Source organism: Neobacillus niacini, assembly GCF_031457145.1.
GTDB lineage: Bacteria > Bacillota > Bacilli > Bacillales > Cytobacillaceae > Neobacillus > Neobacillus niacini_J.
Genome location: NZ_JAVDVZ010000001.1, coordinates 427014 through 442634 on the forward strand (window position 1 = coordinate 427014; position 15621 = coordinate 442634).

General features: G+C 36.7%; 18 protein-coding genes and 1 pseudogene. 7 read left to right on the forward strand and 12 right to left on the reverse strand.

Annotated features, from left to right (window positions below; genetic code table 11):
• Window positions 1–85: 85 nt before the first annotated feature.
• On the forward strand, window positions 86–217 hold the full coding sequence (locus J2Y03_RS02320; protein WP_132094458.1) for a YuzL family protein: 132 nt from the start codon (window positions 86–88) through the stop codon (window positions 215–217).
• A gap of 39 nt (window positions 218–256) precedes the next feature.
• On the opposite strand, the gene J2Y03_RS02325 is transcribed toward J2Y03_RS02320, so the two are convergent.
• The 5 genes from J2Y03_RS02325 to J2Y03_RS02345 all read right to left on the reverse strand — a co-directional run bounded on the left by J2Y03_RS02325 (window position 257) and on the right by J2Y03_RS02345 (window position 4660).
• Complete coding sequence (locus tag J2Y03_RS02325) at window positions 257–1879, reverse strand: ABC-F family ATP-binding cassette domain-containing protein (protein ID WP_132094455.1); 1623 nt, start codon at window positions 1877–1879, stop codon at window positions 257–259.
• 671 nt (window positions 1880–2550) lie between these two features.
• The gene (locus J2Y03_RS02330) at window positions 2551–3150 is read right to left on the reverse strand and encodes an SCO family protein (protein WP_310190301.1); all 600 of its coding nucleotides are present in this window, start codon (window positions 3148–3150) and stop codon (window positions 2551–2553) included.
• A gap of 279 nt (window positions 3151–3429) precedes the next feature.
• Window positions 3430–4131 carry a Crp/Fnr family transcriptional regulator gene (locus J2Y03_RS02335; RefSeq protein WP_310190302.1) on the reverse strand — a complete coding sequence of 234 codons (702 nt, stop codon included), beginning with the start codon at window positions 4129–4131 and terminating at the stop codon, window positions 3430–3432.
• Window positions 4132–4337: 206 nt separating this feature from the next.
• Entirely contained in the window at window positions 4338–4499 is a 162-nt protein-coding gene (locus J2Y03_RS02340) for a XapX domain-containing protein (protein WP_310191318.1), read from the reverse strand.
• Between the two features lie 26 nt (window positions 4500–4525).
• Entirely contained in the window at window positions 4526–4660 is a 135-nt protein-coding gene (locus tag J2Y03_RS02345; protein ID WP_310190304.1) for a hypothetical protein, read from the reverse strand.
• Window positions 4661–4758: 98 nt separating this feature from the next.
• On the opposite strand from J2Y03_RS02345, the gene J2Y03_RS02350 reads away from it, so the two are divergent.
• The gene (locus J2Y03_RS02350; RefSeq protein WP_310191321.1) at window positions 4759–4944 is read left to right on the forward strand and encodes a cold-inducible protein YdjO-related protein; all 186 of its coding nucleotides are present in this window, start codon (window positions 4759–4761) and stop codon (window positions 4942–4944) included.
• Between the two features lie 43 nt (window positions 4945–4987).
• On the opposite strand, the gene J2Y03_RS02355 is transcribed toward J2Y03_RS02350, so the two are convergent.
• From J2Y03_RS02355 to yhfH (J2Y03_RS02370), 4 genes are all read right to left on the reverse strand, one after another.
• Entirely contained in the window at window positions 4988–5239 is a 252-nt protein-coding gene (locus J2Y03_RS02355) for a transcriptional regulator SplA domain-containing protein (RefSeq protein ID WP_310190307.1), read from the reverse strand.
• Between the two features lie 20 nt (window positions 5240–5259).
• Complete coding sequence (locus tag J2Y03_RS02360; protein WP_165903175.1) at window positions 5260–5430, reverse strand: hypothetical protein; 171 nt, start codon at window positions 5428–5430, stop codon at window positions 5260–5262.
• 112 nt (window positions 5431–5542) lie between these two features.
• Window positions 5543–5677, reverse strand: coding sequence for a protein YhfH (gene yhfH, locus J2Y03_RS02365; protein WP_310190311.1), 135 nt, complete (start codon window positions 5675–5677; stop codon window positions 5543–5545).
• 80 nt (window positions 5678–5757) lie between these two features.
• Entirely contained in the window at window positions 5758–5892 is a 135-nt protein-coding gene (gene yhfH, locus J2Y03_RS02370) for a protein YhfH (protein WP_132094440.1), read from the reverse strand.
• A gap of 294 nt (window positions 5893–6186) precedes the next feature.
• Here yhfH (J2Y03_RS02370) and J2Y03_RS02375 point away from each other — a divergent pair, with 294 nt between their 5' ends.
• The 3 genes and pseudogenes from J2Y03_RS02375 (at window position 6187) to fdhF (ending at window position 10551) form a co-directional block, all read left to right on the forward strand.
• Window positions 6187–8340: a PAS domain S-box protein gene (locus J2Y03_RS02375; protein ID WP_310190315.1), complete on the forward strand. Its 2154-nt coding sequence runs from the start codon at window positions 6187–6189 to the stop codon at window positions 8338–8340.
• Window positions 8341–8469: 129 nt separating this feature from the next.
• Window positions 8470–8655, forward strand: a pseudogene (locus J2Y03_RS28850) (hypothetical protein); the annotation flags it as partial.
• A gap of 24 nt (window positions 8656–8679) precedes the next feature.
• A complete protein-coding gene (gene fdhF / locus J2Y03_RS28855) occupies window positions 8680–10551 on the forward strand; it encodes a formate dehydrogenase subunit alpha (protein ID WP_396954166.1) in 1872 nt (623 codons plus the stop codon).
• A gap of 59 nt (window positions 10552–10610) precedes the next feature.
• Here the strand turns inward: fdhF and J2Y03_RS02390 are convergent, their stop codons facing one another.
• Both J2Y03_RS02390 and J2Y03_RS02395 read right to left on the reverse strand, forming a co-directional pair.
• A complete protein-coding gene (locus tag J2Y03_RS02390; RefSeq protein WP_310190318.1) occupies window positions 10611–11912 on the reverse strand; it encodes an MFS transporter in 1302 nt (433 codons plus the stop codon).
• A gap of 209 nt (window positions 11913–12121) precedes the next feature.
• Window positions 12122–13567: a NarK/NasA family nitrate transporter gene (locus J2Y03_RS02395; protein ID WP_310191327.1), complete on the reverse strand. Its 1446-nt coding sequence runs from the start codon at window positions 13565–13567 to the stop codon at window positions 12122–12124.
• A gap of 317 nt (window positions 13568–13884) precedes the next feature.
• On the opposite strand from J2Y03_RS02395, the gene J2Y03_RS02400 reads away from it, so the two are divergent.
• Both J2Y03_RS02400 and J2Y03_RS02405 read left to right on the forward strand, forming a co-directional pair.
• The gene (locus tag J2Y03_RS02400; RefSeq protein WP_310190320.1) at window positions 13885–15039 is read left to right on the forward strand and encodes an acyl-CoA dehydrogenase family protein; all 1155 of its coding nucleotides are present in this window, start codon (window positions 13885–13887) and stop codon (window positions 15037–15039) included.
• A gap of 57 nt (window positions 15040–15096) precedes the next feature.
• Window positions 15097–15249 carry a hypothetical protein gene (locus J2Y03_RS02405; protein WP_165903173.1) on the forward strand — a complete coding sequence of 51 codons (153 nt, stop codon included), beginning with the start codon at window positions 15097–15099 and terminating at the stop codon, window positions 15247–15249.
• 57 nt (window positions 15250–15306) lie between these two features.
• Here the strand turns inward: J2Y03_RS02405 and J2Y03_RS02410 are convergent, their stop codons facing one another.
• Window positions 15307–15486 carry an H-type small acid-soluble spore protein gene (locus J2Y03_RS02410; RefSeq protein ID WP_310190323.1) on the reverse strand — a complete coding sequence of 60 codons (180 nt, stop codon included), beginning with the start codon at window positions 15484–15486 and terminating at the stop codon, window positions 15307–15309.
• Window positions 15487–15621 lie beyond the last annotated feature (135 nt).

The window sequence follows — 15621 nt, forward strand, 5'->3', positions numbered from 1 at the left end:
CTCCCGTAATTATCATGCCAAAGTTTCTGTTAATTATTCTGTATAAGTCACGATAATCTTCAAAAACTAAAAGAGGAGGTGTAACATGGGAAAGCGTAAAAAGGATCCATCCACCATTGGCCTAGCTTCACCGCAAGTAGAAGGTCAAGGTACAACTACTACTGAAACAGGTACAAGAACAGCTTCATCATCACGCAGGAAACAGAAGAAAGATTAATAAAACAAAAAAGCGGGCACCCGATGTGCCCGCTTTATACTATTTATTGTACATTTCTGTAACTTGTTTTTGAACTTCGGTATTTTCAAGATATTCATCGTATGTCATTTGCTTATCAACTAATCCATTTGGAGTTAATTCGAATACCCGGTTAGCGATGGTTTGGATAAACTGATGGTCATGTGAGGAAAAGATAAGGGACCCTTTAAAGTTTATTAAACCATTATTCAATGCTGTAATGGATTCTAAGTCAAGATGGTTTGTTGGCTCATCAAGAAGTAAAACGTTCGCTCCATTTAACATCATTTTAGAAAGCATACAACGAACTTTTTCTCCTCCAGAAAGGACGCTTGATTTCTTAAGTACTTCTTCACCTGAAAACAGCATTCTTCCTAAAAATCCACGTAAGAAGCTTTCACTTTCATCTTTAGGTGAGAACTGGCGAAGCCAATCAACAAGATTTAAGTCACTGTTCTCAAAAAACTCGGAGTTATCCTTAGGGAAATAGGCTTGAGAAGTGGTAATACCCCATTTAAAGGTTCCACTGTCAGCTTCCATTTCACCCATTAATATTTTGAAAAGAGTTGTTTTTGCAACTTCATTCGGTCCAACAAGAGCTATTTTATCACTTTTGTTCATGAAAAAGCTTACGTTATTAAGGACTTTTACACCATCAATTGTTTTTGTTAATCCTTCAACCATTAATAAATCATTACCAATTTCTCGTTCAGGTGTAAACCCTACGAACGGATAGCGGCGGGATGATGGTCTAATATCATCTAGTGTGATTTTATCTAATAACTTCTTACGAGAAGTAGCCTGCTTTGACTTAGAAGCATTCGCACTAAATCGAGCAATAAAAGCCTGTAGTTCTTTAATTTTTTCTTCCTTCTTTTTGTTTGCATCAGAAGTCAGTCTTGTAGCTAATTGACTTGATTCATACCAGAAATCATAGTTACCCACATAAACTTGAATTTTTCCAAAGTCTAAATCTGCGATATGGGTACAAACTTTATTTAAGAAATGACGGTCATGGGATACGACAATGACTGTGTTTTCAAAGTTTATTAAGAACTCCTCCAACCACTGAATAGCTTTAATATCTAAGTGGTTCGTGGGCTCATCGAGTAGTAATACATCAGGTCTGCCAAAAAGAGCTTGTGCAAGAAGAACCTTTACTTTTTCTGAACCAGTTAATTCAGCCATTTTTTTATAATGTAAGTCTTCACCAATTCCTAGACCTTTTAATAGAATAGCTGCTTCAGGCTCTGCTTCCCAACCGTTTAGTTCAGCAAATTCACCCTCAAGCTCTGCTGCTTTCATTCCATCTTCATCAGTGAAGGGATCTTTCATATAAATGGCATCTTTTTCTTGCATCACTTGATAAAGTCTTGCATGCCCCATAATAACCGTCTTTAATACTTCCTGTTCCTCGTATTCAAAGTGGTTTTGTTTTAATACAGCCATTCGTTCATCAGGACCAAGATGAACAGTGCCGGACTGAGATTCAATTTCTCCGGATAATATCTTTAAAAAAGTCGATTTTCCAGCGCCATTTGCACCGATAAGACCATAGCAATTCCCTGGTGTAAATTTAATATTTACATCTTCGAATAACTTCCTGTCACCATATCTTAAACTTACGTTACTTACAGTTATCATTTATAAAATCCTCCAACAGCAAAATATCTTTTAATTATACCATTAAAAAGGATGAAGAGCGAATTCTTTGTAGAATGAGAAGTGTTAATAGGAGAAAATAAAATAAAATGCAGAAAATTTTTCTAATTTTTTTTCGCAGTTTTCACACTTTATTCATACTTTTATTGTAGAATTGGGTAAAGAAGTATGAAGGAATGAAGTAGGTGAGAACTATGTCGAAAAAGCAACTTACTGAACTCGTTAATAAGTTAAAGCAGGCCGGAATAAAAGCAAGTCTCACAAAACCCAAGTCCAACTACCTATTATCTTTACAACAAATAAAAAAGTATCCTTCATCCGTGAATTAAATAGGTAGTAAAAAGCGATTAATCCCAGGGACTAACCGCTTTTTTTATTGTATAGGAATTTTTAGACTCATACTAGTGTTGATAACTTGGAATAGTTATCTGAATCCAGCTCCAGCGCCCTAGCGGCTAGTGTCCTTCGCTCTCCGCCCTACGATAAGTCAAGCACGAATGCGCCTCCGGCTCTTCGTGTTTCCTTTATCTCAGTTGGAGCGCTCCACAAGGAAAGCTTCGGCAGCATAGACTTCACACGAAGAAAAAGCGTTAGCTTTTTTGAGGAGGCCATACGCCGCTGACCAGGGCGCTTGCGCCTTTTGTTCATTCCTATTAGTTAATTTCATCCATGATTTCTTCGTAGACTTCTCGTTTATTAAAATCTTCTCCCATTGGAAACTTGGCAATGAATTTATTGTTTCCATCTAATAAATAGGTGAAGGATGTATGGACAAATTGCCCATTACCTGGATCTTTATATTGGAATTGTAATGATTCTCCAAGTTCTCTAATTTTTTTCTGGTCAGCTTTAATCGTTTCTTGATCACCAGTAAGGAAAATCCAATTGTCATTATTTTGAATTTCAAAAGCGTTCATGTATTTTTTCAGCACTTCAGGCGTGTCTCGATAAGGGTCAATTGTAATCGTAACGAAGTCGATTTCTTTACCGAATACGTTACTTTTTTCTAAATCTCCCTTTAATTGCACCATTTTTTGAGTAGTGGTTGGGCAAATATCTGGACAATTGGTATAAATAAATTCGACTAGTTTTAGTTTAGGGTTTTTATCGAAATTGTAATCCTCGCCATTCTGATTCATTAAAGTAATATTGGCTGGTACTTTAGCACTTGCATCCCGAATGAGAAAAAAAGAGATTCCAGCTGTAATCCCTATGAATACTGCTAAACTGCATATAAGATAGATTTTTTTCATATTTTCTCCCTCCTTCCATAAAGATAAAGAAGTTTTCAGGAAAAAGATGTGGATATTGTGTGAACATTCATATAGGCAATGAAACTATTTAATCAATGGGTCTTTCCTTAAACTTTGTTGCTAATTGGAACAATATTTAATGATTGTGCTGTGTTTCTGCAGAAATATCGCATAAATTTAGTAAGAAAAGAGCTTGCAAACTGAATTCTTAAGCGCAAAATAACTATTTCCACGTTAAAATCGGCTTTAAGATATTAACAACAATCTTACGAGAACAGCCTAATCAATTGTACATTGTGCGACTGGACAGTTTTCACAATCATTTTCTTTTTTTAGATAATCAAGATTATGAATGATTATTTTTTTATGATCGATAGAAATAATCTGCTGCTTCTTCAATATAGTCAGCATTCGACTGATAATTTCCCTTGCTGTCCCGCAGAAATGTGCTAAATCCTGTGTAGTAATAGGTACAGTGATATGAATTCCGTCCTCTTGAAGAAGACCGTAACTGTTTGTTAGGCGGATTAGGGTAGAGTAGAGAGCCCCCTTTTTTCCATAGAGCACTAAATCTCGAAATTTAGTCATCGTGCTTCTAATATGGTCATTCATCCATTTAATAAACTGATACCCTAGATTACTATTCTGGAATAATGCTTTCTCTAGCAGGTCTAATTGGATACCTGCTACATATCCGTCTTCCATCACTCTCGCATTGAAAATATAACGTGGCTCCTCGGTAAATAGTGTTAACTCTCCCACGATGTCGTGCTCTGAACATAAACGTAAGTATAACTCTTGACCTTCAGCATTCATTTTTGAAATTTGAATTCTTCCAGAAAGAATAAGATACATTTCAGAAGCAGCTTGTCCCTCTTGGAATAAAAACGACCCTTTTTTTATTTCGAATATTCTCCCTGATGAATGTAATAGTTCAATTAATTCATTGGTAAGAGTGTTTTCTCTTTGCGTGTCAGTCATAAATACCACCTGAAAATTATTTGACCTACTCTAATCATACGTGTTGAATAAGTAAAAAAGAGGTCAATTATGTTACACATTATTGAAATTTACGTGTAATAGATTATTGATTTTGACCATCATTACTAAGCATTCCGATAATTGAAATAGAGAACCTTCCAAATCACGGAAGGTTCTCCTTTTATTTAGGTAATTACCTATTGTAATTATCTGAAGTAATTCTCTATTAACCATTCTGCTATGACACCCCCAAAATAAACACCAAAGATTCCAAGGGCACCTGTTAAAACAGGTGGAGCTGGAATAGGGAGTTTTAGATATCTAAACAGGATTCCGACCACTATTCCAGCGAGTATGCTTAAAATTATTTCTTACAATGGAGCTTTCCTCATTTCTACTTTTTATTAGCATATTTTTCAGCAAGCAATTGTTTCACCTGGTTATAACTTAAGCCAGATTGGCTATTTAATCGTTTTACTTCTTCAATATCGGTACCAACGACGGTTAATTTTTTACCAGCATTTTTCATGGAGAATATTCCTTTCTTATTTGTTTATGGTAAAGAAAGTTTTTTAGCAATGAAAAGGACATTTTTGGTACATACTATAAAAAAAGGAGGCGGTTCCCATTTTTTATGGTAAAAGGGCTAAGGATGAAGAAATTGAAGTAATTATGCTTGAAACCGAAATCTATTCTTGCATGGATAGTGCTTGTATTGGCTGGATGAGAAAGGATTTCGTTACAGACGATTTGCTCTGCCCAATGTGTGGAAACGAGATGGCTACAGAAATAAGAGAGCTTCCGAAAATTTAATGAAGATAATATTCAAAAAGACTGTCAAATAGATGACAGTCTTTTATTCTTCTCCAAAATCAAAAAAATGGCCATCAAATGCTTTTTGTGCAGATTCGGAACTAGGAAAAAGAGCGTCATCATCTTCAATTACATGAAAGGTTTCATTTAAGAACAGTGCAAGAGCATTTGGATCCTTTGGATGAGCGACAATTTCTGCGGCTCGTATATTAGCTACAGTTGGAACATGAGGATTACGATAGATTACAAACACTTCGTCTCCTGGCTTTGCACTCTCAATATTAACCATATCCATTATACAATTACCTCCCTCTTTTAAAGATTTTCATTTTGCTGCCGGATTTCATCCCCGGTTAACATGATGTTTGCGTCCACAATATTTTTATGTTCATCAACTGATTCACCTGGAACATATTTTTGTGAAGGATAGATTCCTCCTTGAATGGATGTTTGCTTCTTATTGGATGATGTAGTTTTCTTTGCCATTACAAACACCTCCTTTTCTAAGCTTTTACTTACTGAATTGGGATTATTCCTTCCTTAATTTTCAGCACAAAAAAACTCCCCATATTTTGGGGAGCGTGTTATTTCTTTTGTTCTATTCGTCTTTATTTGCTAAACAACGGTCGCACTCCATTAGGTAGCTTTCTGCTTGTTCTTCCATGTGCTGCCCACATTCTGGACATTGCTTTGCTTGCAAAGTGCGGAAAAATTCAACTGGACTAATTAACATTAAAAACTCCCCCTTTTTTAATACAGTGTATTAGATTATGTTTTGTTATAGTACAACTCGATTAAAAAAATATTTTCTACTTATTCTTCTCTTTTTGCTAAACAACGATCACATTCCATTAAGTAGCTTTCAGCTTGTTCTACCATGTGCTGCCCACATTCTGGACATTCCTTTTTTGGCAAAGTGCGGAAAAATTCAACTGGATTCATTAACATTAAAAATCTCCTCCTTCTTTAATACAGTTTATTTTCTTTCAACCTGTTGTAGTACAGTATAATCAAAAAAAATCAATTTGTGTAGTCCTTTTTGAAAAATAATTTAATTTTTTTGAAAAATGATTCATTTATCCCGCATTTAAATTTTGTCCAGGTTTGGAACATATTATTTATGACTGATAGTTAAAGGAAGGTATATTCAACAATTTTGTGAACAAAAAAGCTTTCATATCTTAATTCTTTACATTACAATCATAGTAGAAAGAGATTAGGTAAGAGGGGGGGATGCTGTAAATGGAAACAGTATCTGCTGAGTTACATCCATTCTTAATTGTTACCGCCATAGGTTTAACCATCATGGCATCATATACAGGGTTAGATATGTTCACATTGATAAAAAACTCTAATAATAAGAGGCTATTATATCTTGGCGGCGCTTTATCTATGGGCGTCGGGATATGGGTTATGAATTTTATTGGGCTTATTGCAGCTGATATAAATCGATTTTCAAGTTATCAAATTCCACTTACAATCTTGTCTATCCTTATCGGGATTGCCTTTTCCGGAATGGCCTTCATTCCTTTTTTTGGAAAGGAAATCAAATCCATTCATTTGTTTTTCGGAAGTTTCTTTTTAACAACAGCTGTTTTTGCCATTCATATCATAAGTATTTACGCGATGAACTTAACGATTGCATACAATGTTCCGCTTTTTGTTTTTTCAGGACTACTACTTTTTGGGTCTTTTTTATTTTCCTTATGGATTCTTTTTTCTTCAAAAACCTTTTCAAAAGGGAATCAGACTTGGTTGAAACCTATAAGTGCCTTAATCATATCAGCGGCGATTGCTGAAGGGCATTTCCTTTTAAAAAGAGCCTCGACGATTATTTCAAATAATACAGGAAATGGATCTATCAATGAAGAAACCTTTCTAGTTTATTTAGTATTGCTAGTGACGGTTTTGATTATCAGCGGGTTAATAGCTTCAAGTACTTTAATAAGCAAGCAGTTAGCAGAATCTGACACCAACTTAAAGGATATCACTGCAGCTTTGGATGCATCAACCATTGTAGCTATAACCGATCCACAAGGGAACATTATATTTGTAAATGATAAGTTTGAAGAAATCTCAAAGTATCATAAAGAAGAAATTATCGGAAAAAACCATCGCATGTTAAATTCCGGATATCACTCAAAAGACTTTTTTAAAGATATGTGGACAACAATACAATCTGGTAAAACTTGGCGGGGAGAAATTAGAAATAAAGCAAAGGATGGCTCCTTTTATTGGGTCGATACCACGATTGTCCCTTTTTTGAATGAAAAAGGAAAGCCATATCAATATGTAGCGATTCGTTCAGATATTTCAGATCGAAAAAGAGCAGAAGAACACTTAAAGGAATCGATAAAAGATAATACAGATATTCGCTTTGCACTTGACCAATCTACGATTGTTGCCTTTACGGACGCGAGAGGGATGATTACAAGTGTCAATGATAAGTTCTGTGAGATTTCCAAATATAATCGTGAAGAGCTAATTGGAAAAGACCATAATATCTTAAACTCAGGTCATCATCCTAAACTGTTCTTCAAAGATTTATGGAAGACAATTGGAGAAGGTAAGGTGTGGAAAGGTGAAATAAGAAATAAAGCGAAGGATGGAAACTTTTATTGGGTAGATACGACCATCGTTCCTTTCTTAAATGAAAATGCGAAGCCATATCAATATGTCGCGATTCGGAATGATATTACTGAGCGTAAGAAAGCTGAAGAAGTCCTTCATCGTCAGGATAAGCTGGCAGCTGTTGGTCAATTAGCAGCAGGTGTGGCACATGAAATCCGAAATCCACTTACATCGATGAAAGGATATGCAGAGTTCCTTACTTTGGATGAGAAGGACCCTGAACGCTTAGAATTTATCAACATTATTCTCGATGAAATTGAGCGGGTTAATACGATTGTTGAGGATTTCATGGTATTAGCAAAACCTAAGATGGTTGAATTAGAAGAAAAGAATGTGGTTCCTGTAATTAAGAATGTAGTATCACTGCTTGAATTTGAAGCCAGAAAGAAGCATGTGAAACTATCATTTGATTGTCCTCATGAAATTATTCAAATTGAGTGTGACGAAAACCGTTTAAAACAAGTATTTTTGAACTTTATTAAAAATGGGATAGAAGCCATGCCAAATGGCGGCGAGTTGCATGTGAAAACGACGATACACAATAACAATGTCCAAATCTCCATTCAAGATACTGGAGTGGGAATTCCAAAGGAAAAATTAAAACAGATCGGTGAACCATTCTATACGACGAAGAAAAATGGGAACGGACTAGGATTGATGGTTAGCTTTAAGATTATCGAAAATCATAATGGTAAAGTGTTTGTTGAAAGTGAACTAGATAAGGGAACAATTTTTAATATCCTTTTACCAGCAAAACTAGCATGAACGAACGGAAGATAATCTCTTCCGTTTTTTTATGTCCATTTATGGAATTTTTCAAAAAATGGACAATTATTTTTTCAAAAATAAGGCTACTTTTGAGTGGAATAGATTAATATGTTTATATAAGTACTAATGTTTGAAATTGGAGGGGAAAATGTGGGGGAAGCAAATTTTGTCAAAACCATTTGTGGTTATTGCGGTACAGGCTGCGGCTTAGTGCTGGAAGTAAAAGACAATCGAATTACGAAAATTCGCGGTGACAAGGATGCACCGGTAAACAAAGGTCAAACATGTGTGAAAGGCGCCTTTGCCTACGAATATGTACATTCAAACAAACGATTAATGAATCCGCTCATTCGAAAAGCAGGACATTTAGTAGAAACAACATGGGACGAGGCATACCAATTTATTGCAGATAAATTATCTTCCATTAGAGATACATGGGGACCAAATGCGATATCGATGTTTGCCTGTGCTAGGACAACGAATGAATCCAATTTTATAACGCAAAAGTTCATGAGAACCGTTATAGGCAGTAATAATATTGATGGATGTAACCGTACGTGACACGCACCAAGCGTTGCCGGTCTGGCAACTGTATTTGGAAGCGGTTTCCCAACAAATACGTTAGAGGATTTTGATAGAGCAGAAGTATTGCTGCTAATGGGGTCGAACACCACAGAAGCACATCCAATCATCGCAAATAGAATTAAGAAAGCAATTAAAAATGGTCTAAAAGTAATCGTCATTGATCCTAGAAAAATCGACATGGTTAAATTTTCGCATCGTCACTTGCAAATCAATGTCGGTACTGATATCGCCCTCATTAATGCATTCTTGCGGGTTATTATTAAGGAAAATTTATACAGTGAAGAGTTTATTAAGCAATTTACGATTGATTTTGAGTCATTAAAGAAGCATGTAGAGCGATACACACCTGAATATGCAGCCTCTATTACGGGACTGAATGCTGAGGATATTGTTACGACAGCTAGGGAATATGCGACTTCAAGTGGGTCTATGATTGCCTATACACTTGGGATTACCGAGCACCATTGTGGTGTTAATAATGTCTTTGATATTGCAAATCTAGCACTGTTGACAGGTAATATTGGTAAGCAGGGGACTGGGATTATGCCGCTTAGAGGGCAAAATAATGTGCAAGGTGCAGGAGATATGGGTTGTCTGCCAAATCAATTAGCGGGTGCCATGAGTCTAGCCAATGATGAGTACCGGGCGCGATATGAAAAGGAATGGAATGTCACGCTGAATCCTCATGCAGGTGACACACAAACAAGAACCTTTGACAGACTCGAAGATGGTGAACTAAAGGCGCTCTATATCATAGGTGAAAATCCATTGCTCGCAGATGTTCATATGAACCATACGATAGAGTTAATGAAGAAGCTTGATTTGTTGATTGTTCAGGATATATTCATGACTGAAACAGCGAAAATGGCGGATGTGGTTCTTCCTGCATGCTCATGGGGAGAGGTTGATGGAACCTACACCAATACAGACCGAAGAATACAAAGAGTCCGTAAAGCCGTGGAGCCCGAGCCGAATGTAAAAGAAGACTGGGTCATCCTTTGTGAACTTTCTACTATAATGGGTTACACAATGAACTATTCTAGTAGTGAAGAAATCTGGAATGAAGTAAAAAAACTCGCTGGGGAGATGTATGGAGGAATCTCATATGAGAGACTCGAAAATGAATACAGTATCCATTATCCATGTCCTAGTGAGGATCACCCAGGAACATTTGTTATGCACGAAAGATTTCATAATCAGGAGTCTATTAGTAAAAAGGCACCATTCGTTCCTGTAGATTTCACACCGCCACTGGAGCTTCCGGATGATGAGTTTCCTTTTACACTAACGACAGGCAGACGTTATGAATCGTATAATACACATTCGCAAACCCGCCACTATGCTCCTGGGGTTAAGGTGAAACAGACAGAAGAAAGTGTTGATATTCATCCAGAGGATGCGCTTGCTCTAGGAATTACTGACGGGGAAGTGGTTCAAGTCCGTTCGCGAAGAGGAGAGTTAACTGTTAAAGCAAAAATTACGGATCAGGTTGTTCCGGGTTTAGTGTTCATGAGTTTCCATTGGAGTGAAACACCAACGAATGTTTTAACCTTAAACGAATATGATCCGATATCAGGAACCGCGGAATATAAAGCATGTGCGGTTGCCATTTCAAAGATATAAATGGAAGGCACGGGATTTTTATTCCGTGCCTTTTTAAATACAAAAAAACAAACCGGGGTTTACCCGGCTTGTTTAACTAATTGCTTATCTTCAGCTGTTTTTCTTTGGTAGTAGAAATAGTTCAGCGCAAATGCAATAACATAAAATCCAATAAAGAAATAGAATGCTGTCACATAAGAACCAGTTGTTTCAACGGACCATCCAAAAAGCTTAGGAATTAAGAATGAGCCGTAGGCCGCAAATGCTGCTGAGAAACCAATTACTGGTGCAGCTTCTTTTGGAATAAAAATGTTCGGAATCATTTGGAAAGTAGAACCCGATCCAATTCCTGATGCTAAGAATAAAACTAAAAATGAAGCTAAGAAACCAGCAAATTGTTTAAGATTTAAGAAGTATATAACTCCGAAGGCACCAATTGTCATAACCACGAATACAATAGCCGTTACTTTAGCGCCGCCAAACTTATCAGCCAGCCAACCGCCAACTGGTCTTGCGGCAGCAGCTACTAAGGCACCGAGGAAGGCAAGTGAGATGTATTCTGGGAACTGTGATTTCAATAGAAGCGGGAATGCCGCTGAATAGCCAATGAAAGAACCGAAAGTTGCGATATATAGGACCGTCATAATCCATGTGTGTTTGCGTTTAACGATAACAAATTGGTCTGCAACTGATTGCTTCGCACCTGGTACATTATCCATTTTAAAGTAAGCAAGCAATGTCATAATCACAATTGGGATTACCCAGATAAATGCTGCATTTTGTAACCATACTTCTTGACCATTTGCTAACACTTGACCTTTACCAGCAAATGCGAATGCGCCAGTTGTAACGATTAATGGTGTAACAAATTGGACAACAGAAACACCCATGTTTCCTAATCCGCCGTTTATACCTAGTGCTGTACCTTTTTCATTTTTCGGGAAGAAGAAACTAATATTTGCTGATGACGAAGAGAAGTTACCTCCACCAAGACCGCAAAGAGCTGCTAATAATAACATAATCGAAAAGGGCGTGTCAGGATTTTGTACCGCGAACCCAATACCAATTGCTGGAATGGCTAAGACGGCAGTTGAAATTACTGTCCAGTTTTTTCCTCCAATCGAGCCAACTGCAAAAGTATAAACAAAACGAAGTGTGGCACCGACTAAGCCTGGAACGGCAGCTAATGTGAATAATTGTTCATCTGTAAAGCTAAAACCGATATCATTAAGCCTTATTGCAACTACGGACCAAATTTGCCACACGATAAATGCAAGCATTAAAGATGGAACAGAAATCCATAAATTTCGCTTTGCGTGTTTTTTTCCTTCTGCATTCCAAAATTTTTCATCTTCAGGATTCCAATAATTTATTCGAGGCATATTTATCTCTCCCTAAATCCACTTTCTTAATTCTGTGTGGATGTTGTTTGTATTTTCACTATAAACCAGATGGTAACATGATTTTTGTGACGTACGTCACAAAAATCGTGAAGGAATTGTGAACTAGGGAGGAAAGACAAAAAGTTGTAATAATTTCATCCGTTAAGCAACTTATTATAAAAAAAAGACCCTCCGAAGAAGGTCAAAAGCTATGATGTCTTTTCAGCGTCTACTTCATGAAACATGGCAACATAATTTTTTGTATCACCACTGTCATCCCGAATCGCTGTAATGGTTAACCATTCTCGATAGATTTCTTGGTTTTTACGTTTGTTCCAAATGAAGCCTTCCCAGTAGCCCGCAGTTAATAAACTATCCCACATCATTTTATAAAAAGCATTATCATGTTCACCAGATTGAAGGACACTCGGTGTTTTTCCAATCACTTCAACCATTGTATATCCTGTTATCCTTGTAAAAGCAGGATTTACACTTTGGATGATTCCATTTTTATCGGTAACCGTTATGCCATCTATAGCATGTTGGACAATCTTTGCTGAAATTCCCAGCTTTTCCTGATAGTAGAGCCATACAACTAATACTGTACTCGCAAGTGAAAACTCTGATAAAACCATGAAGCCAATTGCATAATGCCCCGTCCAATTAAATAGGATGGTCAATATAATGGGAGGAAAAAAGCCGCCAAGCCCTCCCATTGCTGAGACAATACCATTCACGATACCTGCTTGTTTCGAAAAATATAAAGGTACCAATTTAAAAATAGTCCCGTTACCCGTCCCAGCACATATAGCAACTAATAAACAGCCAAAGGAATAAATAGGAAGAGAAGGTGTAAAAGACAGTAGAAATCCAGCGAATGTAAGTCCGGAAAATACACCTACAAGGATAAGAAACGGATTTAACTTATCTCCCAGCCATCCTCCAATTGGTCGAAATACAGTGGCTAAGGCTATAAATCCAGCTGTCCGTAAACCCGCATCCACCTTTTCCAAATCAAAATGGTTAACAAGGAAAGACGGTAAATAAATAGTGAACGCAACAAAAGAACCAAATGTGATAAAATAAAATAAACTTATAAACCATAATTTTTGATTTTTATAAACCGCATTAATTTGATCAGATAATGAGTTATTAACTTTTCTTTCAGTTTTGTCACCGAAAAAAAAATTTAACAGTGCAAATAGTAAAACCACAATAAGGAATATTTGAACAGTCGTTCGCCAGCCAAATGTATTGGCAAGAACCGGAGCCGCGAACGAAGTAATGGCAGTACCAATATTTCCTACACCATAAATTCCATTAATAAATCCGTGTTTATCTTTTGCGTAATATTTAGGCAGCGAGGTTACACCGATAGAAAAGACAGCTCCGCCAATACCAAGCATAAACCCGCCTAAAATTAACATCAATAAAGAATTTGCAATGCTTAAAATCCCAATTGGCAGCAATAAGATAATAAAACTTATCGTAAATATGGTTCGAGCACCAAACCGATTTGTCCAATAACCGATTGGAACCCTGAGTAAAGATCCAAGTATTACAGGTACTGCTGTAGCCCAAGAAATTTGAGTAGGTGATAGCTTAATATCGGCTTGTATGTAAGGCATGAGTGACGAAATAAGTACCCAAACCATAAAGCCTGCAATGAGGCTTGTCGTTTGAATGTATAATTGTTTTGCACCTTGTGACAAATCAGAACCCCCTTCATTTCAAATAAGTAGTATTTCCCTGAATAAAGCTAAACAACCGAAACTTTTATGGAGAAAAACGATTATTGGTAATTTTTTCTTATTGAAATTATAGAACAATTTTTCTTATTTCACAGTGAGTTATGACACAAAAACTACAAATATAGTAATACTTCTTAATAAAAATGGAAAATATGTCCTCATTCATGTATTATCATATTTAATTTAAACAATTTGTCCACAGGGAGTTGAGGAGCTGTTTTATGAATTTTCATGATATAGAGTCATTTGATGAACAGTTTGAGTTGATGAATGAGCTTTCACAATGTTTTTTATCAAGAGCCCATAAAGTTGATATTGAGGGAAGTTTTCCTTACGAAAACATTCAAGATTTAAAAGATACAGGTTATACCGCATTAACAGTTCCAAAGAAGTTTGGCGGGAGAGAAATTTCGTTATATGATATGCTGCGTTTTCAAGAAAAAATAGCTGAAGGAGATGGAGCAACAGCGCTATCGATTGGATGGCATATGGGTATAATCAAAAATCTATCAGAGAAAAATTCTTGGAATGAAAACATCTTTAATAAAATCTGTGAAGACGTTAAAAATGGGTCATTAATAAATAGTGCGGCAACAGAGGCGGGAACAGGAAGCCCAACCCGTGGAGGGAGACCTGAAACAACTGCCATTAAAGACGGAAACCATTGGATTATTAATGGAAGAAAAACATTTACCACCATGGCTCCTGTCCTAGATTATTTTATTGTTAGCGCATCTATAACCCAAAGTGATCAAATAGGAAACTTCCTTATCCCTCGGTCCTCAAATGGGTTATTAATAGAAGAAACATGGGATAGTATTGCCTTAAGAGGAACTGGAAGCCATGATTTAATCCTCAAAAATGTTTCGATACCAGAAGAAAACTTTGTCGAGCAAGTTGGAAGGGAAGGGAAGAAAACAAACGGTTGGCTTCTTCATATACCAGCTTGTTATCTTGGAATAGCAAAAGCGGCACAGAAATATGCGATTAACTTTGCATTAGAATACTCTCCTAACAGTGTAGAGGGGACGATTATTGACCTGCCGAATGTTCGACAAAAAATAGGAGAAATGGAATTGAAATTGATGGAATCTGAGTTTTTCTTACATTCTGTTGCGAAAAAATGGGACGATACAGATGAGCAAGGTAGAGGAGAAATGGGACCTTTTCTAGGAGCTGCCAAACTAACAGTTACAAATAATGCCATCAAGGTAGTGGATTTGGCGATGAGATTAGTAGGAGCAAGAAGTCTTTCTTTGAAAAATCCACTTCAGCGGTACTATCGGGATGTGAGAGCAGGACTCCACAACCCGCCAATGGATGATATGACCATCCAACTCTTAGCACACACGGCCATCAAAGACTTACAAAAGTAATATTTTTTGATTAAATTTTACTCTCCTTGAACATTTTAATGATAAGGGGTGATGACAATGCCAAGAGGTAAAGAATTAAGCCAGCTTCCTAAGTCTGATACCAGAGTAGATGTGGGAACGAATACACAAGAGGTACTAAGAAAAGGTTTTGATCAACAAGTGAAGCCTCAGCCAAGAGACATAGATAAGGAAAACGAAGACATGATTTAGGCAGAAAATTTCTGTTTGAAAATACCTCCACCTTTAGGAGCAAAGGTGGAGGTATTTTTATTCTTCGATTAGTTCTCCAACTTCAACGGTGCTTCGTTCCTCAAGAGGACCTCTCAGGTGAACAGTAGCTGTTCTTCCGTCCTCATTTAGTTGGTCAATCCAGACAGAAGCTCCATTATATTTGACCTCAATATCTGCAGACGATGAAAGAATTTGCTTTACACGATTCACATTCATTTTTTACCACTCCTAAAAAAATTGTCTTTTTATTTTTACCATCAAGTGTTATTTCATTCGCATTGAAATGATAATTTCGAAACTGTTTTCTTCTATTAATACAGTGTACGATTCGGAACATGAAAATAAGGAAGA